Below are 8,714 nucleotides of genomic sequence, written 5' to 3'. Positions count from 1 at the left end.
CTGTCGCCGTTGGTGCCGGAGCGTGCTCTGGCGGCTCTGCGGCAGGCGGTCGACCGTGGTGACGCGGTCGTGGCCGTGGCCGATGTGGACTGGGAACGGTTCGGGACCGGCGGGCGTGTCGCGTTGTTCGACGGGATACCGGAAGTACGACGCCCGAGCGAACACGTCACCACAGACGGCAGTGATTCCGCGCTCGCACGCTGGCTGGACGGGGTCCCCGCGGCAGAACAGGAGCAAGCCGTTGTCGGCTTGGTGTGCGCGCACGCCGCGGCCGTCCTCGGTTACGCGGGCCCCGAGTCCATCGATCCCGACCGTGCCTTCCGTGAGCTGGGCTTCGACTCGCTGACCGCCCTCGAGTTCCGTAACCAGATCGGTGCCACCATCGGTCGGCAGTTGCCCGCCACCGTCGTCTTCGACTATCCCACCGCCGCTGCCCTCGCCGGATACCTGCGCGAGGAGTTCATCGGTGCGGCCTTCGACAGCGCGGACGTGGCCGTTCGGGGCGGTATGTCGTGGCAGGACGACGAGCCCATCGCGATCGTCGGCATGAGCTGCCGTTTCCCCGGTGGCGTCGGTTCGCCCGAAGACCTGTGGCGGCTCGTCGCCTCCGGTACGGACGCCATGTCACCGTTCCCCGCCGACCGCGGTTGGGACCTCGAACGGCTCTACGACCCCAACCCCGACGCACCCGGCACCGCCTATGTCCGCGACGGTGGCTTCGTCAGCGACGTGGCCACGTTCGACGCCGCGTTCTTCGGCATCTCGCCGCGTGAGGCGCTGGCCATGGACCCGCAGCAGCGGCTCCTCCTCGAAACGGCCTGGGAGGCCTTCGAGTACGCGGGCATCGACCCGCTCTCCGTGCGCGGCACCCGCACCGGTGTCTTCACCGGCACCAACGGTCAGGACTACGCCGCGGGCCTCACCTCGGTGCCCGACGGCGTCGACGGCTACCTCGGAATCGGCAACGCGGCCAGCGTCGTCTCCGGCCGCGTCGCGTACGCCCTGGGCCTGGAAGGCCCCGCCGTGTCGGTCGACACGGCCTGCTCTTCGTCCCTGGTCGCCCTGCACCTGGCGATCCAGGCACTGCGCACCGGCGAGTGCACACTCGCACTCGCCGGCGGTGTCACGGTGATGTCCAGCCCGGCCGCCTTCATGGAGTTCAGCCGCCAGCGTGGACTGGCCGCAGACGGCCGCTGCAAGGCGTTCGCGGCAGCGGCGGACGGCACGGCCTGGGGCGAGGGCGTCGGCCTGCTCGTGGTGGAACGCCTGTCGGACGCTCGTCGCAACGGGCACGAGGTGCTCGCGGTGGTCCGCGGCTCGGCGATCAACCAGGACGGTGCCTCCAACGGCCTGACGGCGCCGAACGGCCCCTCGCAGCAGCGTGTCATCCGTCAGGCGCTGGCCAACGCGCGCGTCGAGGCGTCCGAGGTGGACGCCTTGGAGGCGCACGGCACAGGCACCCAGCTCGGCGACCCCATCGAGGCGGAGGCGCTCCTCGCGACATACGGCAAGGAACGCGACGCGGACCGCCCTCTGTGGCTGGGCTCTATCAAGTCGAACATTGGGCACACGCAGGCCGCCGCGGGCGTGGCGGGCATCATCAAGATGGTCATGGCGATGCGGAACGGCGTACTGCCGCAGAGCCTGCACATCGATGAGCCGACCCCCCACGTTGCCTGGCCTACGGGGGCGGTCGAGCTCCTCGCCGAGTCACGTCCTTGGCCCGAGACGGGCCGCCCGCGCCGGGCGGCGGTCTCGTCGTTCGGCGTGAGCGGCACCAATGCGCACACCGTGCTGGAAGAGGCACCCACCGCTGACAGCGTGGCCGCGCCCCCGGAAGCCGCGGATTCACCGGTCGAATCGGTTGCCGAACCGCACTCCCCGGTCCTGCCCCTGCTCGTATCGGCTCGCACGGCCCCCGCGCTCACCGCGCAGCTTGAACGGCTGCGCAGCCACCTCACCGCACACCCCGAACTGTCGCGCCTCGATGTGGCTCACTCCCTGACCAAGACCCGCGCCCTTCTCGAACACCGCGTGGCGTTCCTCGGGACCCACCTCGACGGCCTGGACGACGCCCTGGTTCAGGGTGTCGCGGACCTTCGGGGCAAGAGCGTGTTCGTGTTTCCGGGGCAGGGGTCGCAGTGGGTGGGGATGGCGGCTGAGCTGCTGGAGTCGTCGCCGGTGTTCGCGGAGCGGATGCGGGAGTGCGCGGACGCGTTGTCGTCGTATGTGGACTGGTCGCTGTTCGATGTGCTGGGTGACGCGGAGGCGTTGGAGCGCGTCGATGTCGTGCAGCCGGTGCTGTGGGCCGTGATGGTGTCCCTGGCGGAGCTGTGGCGTTCGTATGGTGTCGAGCCTGCTGCTGTGGTGGGGCATTCGCAGGGTGAGATCGCGGCGGCGTGTGTGGCGGGGGCGTTGTCGATCGAGGACGCGGCCAAGGTGGTGGCGCTGCGGTCGAGGGCGATTCTGGCGCTGTCGGGGCTGGGCGGCATGGTGTCGGTGGCCCTGGCGGTGGAGCAGGTTCGTGAGCGGTTGACGGATGGGCTGTCGGTGGCCGCGGTCAACGGGCCATCGTCCGTGGTGGTTTCCGGTGATGTCGCTGAGCTGGATGCCCTCCTGGCGGCCTGTGAGGCGGATGAGGTGCGGGCGCGTCGTATTCCGGTGGACTACGCGTCCCATTCGGCGCAGGTGGAGACGATTCACGCTGAGCTTCGCGAGGTTCTGGCGGGGCTTGAGCCGCGTACGGCTGAGGTGCCGTTCTTCTCGACGGTGACGGCCGACTGGCTGGACACGACTGTTTTGGACGCGGAGTACTGGTTCACGAATCTGCGTCAGACGGTGCGTTTCGAGGAGGCCACGAGGGCGCTGGCCGAGCAGGGGTATCGGTTCTTCGTCGAGGCTTCCGCACACCCGGTGCTGACTGTGGGCGTGGAGCAATCGCTTGAGGAAGCCGGTGTGGAAGCGGCTGTGCTGGGCTCGTTGCGGCGGGACGAGGGTGGGCTGGAGCGGTTCGTCACCTCGCTCGCCGAGGGCTGGGTGCGGGGTCTGTCCGTGGACTGGCAGCCGCTGCTGGCTGGCGGACGCCGGGTGGCGCTGCCCACGTACGCCTTCCAGGGCGAGCGTTACTGGCTGGACAGGGGTGTTGCTGCGGGTGAGGTCGGTGGTGTGGTGGCTGATCCGCTGGATGTGGAGTTCTGGGCGGCGGTGGAGCGTGAGGATTCGGTGTCGTTGGCCGAGACGCTCAGTGTTGAGGGTGATGCGTTGGGTGTGGTGTTGCCTGCGTTGTCGTCGTGGCGTCGTCGTCGGAAGGCCCGGTCGCGGGTGGATGAGTGGCGTTATTCGGTGTCGTGGAAGCCGGTGGTGTTGGAGTCGCGGGGGTTGGCTGGGCGTTGGCTGGTGGTGTCGTCCGGTGGGGATGGTGATGTGTTGTCGGGTGTGTTGGAGGGGCGGGGTGCTGAGGTTGTGAGTTTGGTGGTTGATGGTGCTGGTGTGTCGCGGGCTGGGTTGGTGGGGCGTTTGTCCGGGGTGGGGGCGGTTGATGGCGTGGTGTCGTTGTTGGGGTTGGGGGAGGCTGGGTTTGCGGGGACGGTGGGTCTGGTGCAGGCGTTGGGTGATGCCGGGGTTGATGCGCCGTTGTGGTTGGTGACGCGGGGTGCGGTGTCGGTGGGTCGGTCGGATCGGTTGACGGGTGTGGTGCAGGCGCAGGTGTGGGGTCTTGGTCGGGTGGTGGGGTTGGAGCATCCTGATCGTTGGGGTGGGTTGGTGGATCTGCCTGGGGTGTTGGATGAGCGTGGGGTTGGTCGGTTGGTGGGTGTGCTGGCGGGTGCGGGTGGGGATGAGGATCAGTTTGCGGTGCGTGGTTCGGGGGTGTTCGTGCGGCGTTTGGTGCGGGCGCCGTTGGGTGATGTGCCGGTGGTGCGGTCGTGGTCGCCTGGTGGGACGGTGTTGATCACGGGTGGTACGGGTGCGTTGGGTGGGCATGTGGCGCGGTGGGTTGCTGCGAATGGGGCTGGGCATGTGGTGTTGACGAGTCGGCGGGGGTTGGAGGCGCCGGGTGCGGTTGAGCTGGCGGCGGAGCTGACGGGGCTGGGTGCCCGGGTGACGGTTGCGGCGTGTGATGTGGCGGATCGCGAGGCGGTGGCCGGTCTGTTGGCCGAGCACCCGCCCACCGCCGTCATCCACACCGCAGGCGTCAGCCACACCCGTGCACTGTCCGACCTCGATGTCGAGGAGTCCGCCGAGGCTGTGGCGGCCAAGGTGGCGGGTGCCCGCAACCTGGATGAACTGCTGGGCGAGGCCGAGTTGGACGCGTTCGTGCTGTTCTCGTCCAACGCCGGGGTGTGGGGCGGCAGCGGGCAGGGTGCGTACGCGGCCGCGAACGCCTTCCTCGACGCGCTGGCGGAGGACCGCAGGGCGCGTGGTCTGACCGCGACCTCCGTCGCCTGGGGCGCCTGGGCCGAGGGTGGCATGGCGTCATCCGAGGAGGCCGAGCGTCATTTGCGGCGGCGTGGTGTGTTGCCGATGGAGCCGGAGCTCGCGGTGTCGGCGCTGGTGCAGGCGGTGGAGCACGACGAGACGTTCGTCGCGGTCGCGGATGTGGACTGGGCACGGTTCGTGCCCGGCTACGTTGCCGCCCGTCCGCGTCCACTGATCTCCGACATCCCCGAGGCGGCGAAGGCCGTGGCGGCGGAGCAGGGGGAACGCGACGGTGTCGCGGATGGCACATCGGATCTCGCGGGGCGCCTGGCAGGGCTGACCGAGGCTGAACAGGCCCGCACCATATTGGAGTTGGTGCGAACGGAAGCCGCGGGCGCGCTGGGGTACCCGTCGGCCGACTCCGTGGAGGCGGGCCGGGCCTTCCGCGATATGGGCTTCGACTCGCTCACCGCGGTGGAGGTCCGTAACCGACTCAGGGCCCGCACCGGGCTCAACCTGCCCGCCACCCTCGTCTTCGACTACCCAAGCCCGGCCGTGCTGGCAGAGCACCTGCGCGGGCAGGTCGTGGGCGCCGGTACGGCCGCAGCGGCTGTTGTCGGCTCCGGCCTCCTTCCGTCGGGCACAGCGGCTGTCGACGAGCCGATCGCGATCGTCGGTATGGCCTGCCGTTACCCGGGTGACGTCCGTACCCCGGAACAGCTGTGGCAGCTGGTGAGTTCAGGATCCGACGCGCTCTCCGTCTTCCCCGCCGACCGAGGCTGGGACCTGGAGGCGCTCGCGGGCTCCGGCTTCTCACCCGCCGGGGGATTCGTCTACGAGGCCGCCGAGTTCGACCCGGTGTTCTTCGGGATCAGTCCGCGTGAGGCACTCGCGATGGATCCGCAGCAGCGGCTCCTGCTCGAAGTGGCGTGGGAGGCCCTCGAGTATGCGGGCATCGACCCGACGTCGGTACGCGGCAGCCAGGCCGGAGTGTTCGTCGGTGCCTCGTCGCAGGGTTACGGAGCAGGCCTGTATCAGGCGTCGCAGGACGCCGCCGAGGGCTACCTGACGACGGGTGACGCGGGCAGCGTCATCTCGGGCCGCCTGTCCTACGTGTTCGGTCTCGAAGGCCCGGCGGTGACGGTGGACACGGCGTGCTCGTCCTCGCTCGTCGCTCTGCACCTCGCCGCGCAGGCGCTGCGCAATGGTGAGTGCTCGATGGCCCTTGCCGGAGGCGCGACGATCATGTCGACGCCGGGTGCGTTCATGGAGTTCAGTCGGCAGGGTGGGCTGGCCGGGGATGGCCGGTGTAAGCCGTTCGCGGAGGGTGCGGACGGGACCGGCTGGGGTGAGGGTGTCGGGCTGCTGCTGGTGGAGCGGCTGTCGGACGCGCTGCGCAATGGTCATGAGGTCTTGGCGGTGGTGCGTGGTTCGGCGGTGAACCAGGATGGTGCGTCGAATGGTCTGACGGCGCCGAATGGTCCGTCGCAGCAGCGCGTGATCCGGCAGGCGCTGGCTGGTGCTCGGCTTGCCTCGTCCGAGGTGGATGTGGTGGAGGCGCATGGGACCGGGACGCGGTTGGGTGATCCGATCGAGGCGCAGGCGCTGCTGGCCACGTACGGGCAGGGGCGTGAGGCCGGGGAGCCGTTGTGGCTGGGGTCGATCAAGTCGAATATCGGGCACACGCAGGCGGCCGCAGGTGTGGCGGGCGTCATCAAGATGGTCATGGCGATGCGCCATGGAGAGCTGCCGAAGTCTTTGCATGTCGATGCGCCGTCGTCGCATGTGGACTGGTCGGCAGGTGCGGTGGAATTGCTGACCGAGGCGCGGGGGTGGCCGGATGTGGATCGCCCGCGCCGTGCGGCGGTCTCGTCGTTCGGTGTGAGTGGCACGAATGCCCACATCGTCTTGGAACAGGGGCTCGAGTCCAGTTCCGTACCGTCGTCGGTCGTCTCCGTTCCACTGGCTGATGGTGTGGTCGTTCCGTGGGTGGTGTCGGCGAAGTCGGAGGCCGCGCTGAGGGTGCAGGCGCAGCGGCTGCGGTCGGCGCTGGCTGATGATTTCTCGGCGGTTGATGTGGCGTTCTCGCTGGCGACGACGCGTGCGGCGTTGGAGCATCGCGCGGTGGTGGTCGGTTCAGATCCGGAGGAGCTGCTGCGGGGCCTGGACGCGGTTGTGGAAGGCGCTCCGGCCGCGGGTGTGGTGCGGGGCGCGGCCCGGGACGACTCGGGACTGACGGCGGTGTTGTTCTCGGGACAGGGTTCTCAACGGACCGGTATGGGCCGGGAGGTGTACGAATCCTTCCCTGTGTTCGCGGAGGCGCTGGATGCGGTGTGTGCGGGGTTCGACCGGGTGCTGGACTGTCCGTTGCGTGAGGTGATGTTCGAGGATGGTGAGCTGCTGGGTCAGACCGAGTTCACGCAGCCGGGTCTGTTCGCTTTTGAGGTGGCTCTGTACCGGCTGGTGGAGAGCTGGGGAATCCATGCGGATTACGTGACTGGGCATTCGATCGGTGAGTTGGCGGCTGCGCATGTGGCTGGGGTGTTGTCCCTGGATGATGCGGTGACGCTGGTGGCGGCTCGTGGCCGGTTGATGCAGGCGTTGCCGGTGGGTGGCGCGATGCTGGCGGTGGGTGCGGATGAGGCCACGGTGGCCCCGTATCTGGAGGGCCGGGAGAGTCAGGTGTCTCTGGCGGCGGTGAACGGTCCGTCGTCGGTGGTGATCGCTGGTGATGCGGACGTGGTCGTGGAGCTGGGCTCGGTGTTCGCGGAGCTGGGGTTCAAGACGAAGCGGTTGCGGGTGAGCCATGCGTTCCACTCGCCGCATATGGACGCGATGCTGGACGACTTCCGCCAGGTCGCCGAGTCGCTGACCTATGAGCGGCCGTCGATCCCGGTGGTGTCGAATGTGACCGGTCAGGCGTCGGCGGATGTGGCATCCGCCGAGTACTGGGTGCGGCATGTGCGTGCGGCGGTGCGTTTCGGGGACGGGGTGCGCTGGCTGGAGGAGCAGGGTGTGTCCGTGTTCCTGGAGCTGGGTCCGGATGGTGTGCTGACCGGGATGGCGCAGGAGTCCCTTACCGGAGACGCGCAGCTGATCGCGGCCCTGCGCAAGGACCGCCCCGAACCGGAAGCCCTGGCCACGGCCCTGGGCCGTCTGCACGTGGCGGGCGGGACCCCGGACTGGGCGGCGTACTTCACCGGCACCGGCGCCCGCCGCGTCACCCTGCCCACCTACCCCTTCCAACGCCAGCACTTCTGGCCGCAAACCTCCGCCGAGCAGGCACCCCCCGCCATCCAGGACGACACCGAGGCGGCGTTCTGGGCAGCGGTGGAGAGCGAGGACTTGGCCTCGCTCACCGGGGCCCTGCAGGTGGACGGGGAGCAGCCACTGAGCGCTGTACTGCCCGCCCTGTCGAGCTGGCGGAAGGAGCGTCGGGAGCAGCTGGCCTTGGACGACCTGCGCTACCGGATCGGCTGGGCTCCGCTCACAGGGCTCGCGGCGGCCGGGCTCCGCGGTACCTGGCTCGTCGTGACGCCTGAGGAGCAGACCACGGGAAATCGGGCGGCCCCGGTCGAGGAGGCCCTGCGGGCCCACGGTGCCGATGTCGTGGTGCTGGCCCTGGGCGGCGGCGATGTGGGGCGTGATGTGGTCGCCAAGCGGATCCGCGAAACTGTCGCGCGCGTTCCCATCACGGGAGTGGTGTCTCTGCTTGCTCTCGCCGGGCACACCGGCCCCGGTATGCCGCCCGGCGTCCTCGGCACGCTGCTCCTCGCCCAGGCCCTGGGCGACGCCGAGGTGCACGCCCCGCTGTGGCTCGTCACGGCCGGCGCGGTGGCGGTTGACGCGGGTGACCGCTCCCTGCGTCCCGAACAGGCGGCGGCTGTCGGCCTCGGCCGGGTGATCGGCCTGGAGTACCCGGACCGCTGGGGTGGTCTGGTCGACTTGCCGCAGGTGTGGGACGAGGCCACCGGCGAGCGGCTGGCCCGCGTTCTGGTGGAGGGCGAGGGCGAGGTGGCGGTTCGCGCCTCGGGTGTGTTCGGGCGGCGCCTGCTGCGGGCTCGCGCGGTGGATGGGCCGGTTTCGCCTCTGTGGAAGCCGCGCGGCACGGTGCTCATCACGGGTGGTACGGGGGCGTTGGGCACCCACGTGGCCCGGTGGGCCGCGGCCAATGGCGCCGAACACCTTGTGCTGACCAGCCGTCGTGGTGAGGGTGCGCCGGGTGCGGCCGAGTTGGTGGCAGAGCTGACCGAACTGGGCGCCCGGGTGACGGTTGCGGCGTGTGATGTGGCGGATCG

Annotated in this window: 1 protein-coding gene; it reads left to right on the top strand. The window is 69.7% G+C overall.

The annotated features are described in order from the left end of the window. Window positions 1-8,714 (top strand): type I polyketide synthase (locus tag ACWC5C_RS41890; protein ID WP_450884591.1); only part of this gene is annotated, 8,714 nt, incomplete at both ends.

The sequence above is a fragment of the Streptomyces sp. NPDC001700 genome, from assembly GCF_053596435.1.
This window is presented reverse-complemented; position numbering and strand designations above follow the sequence as displayed.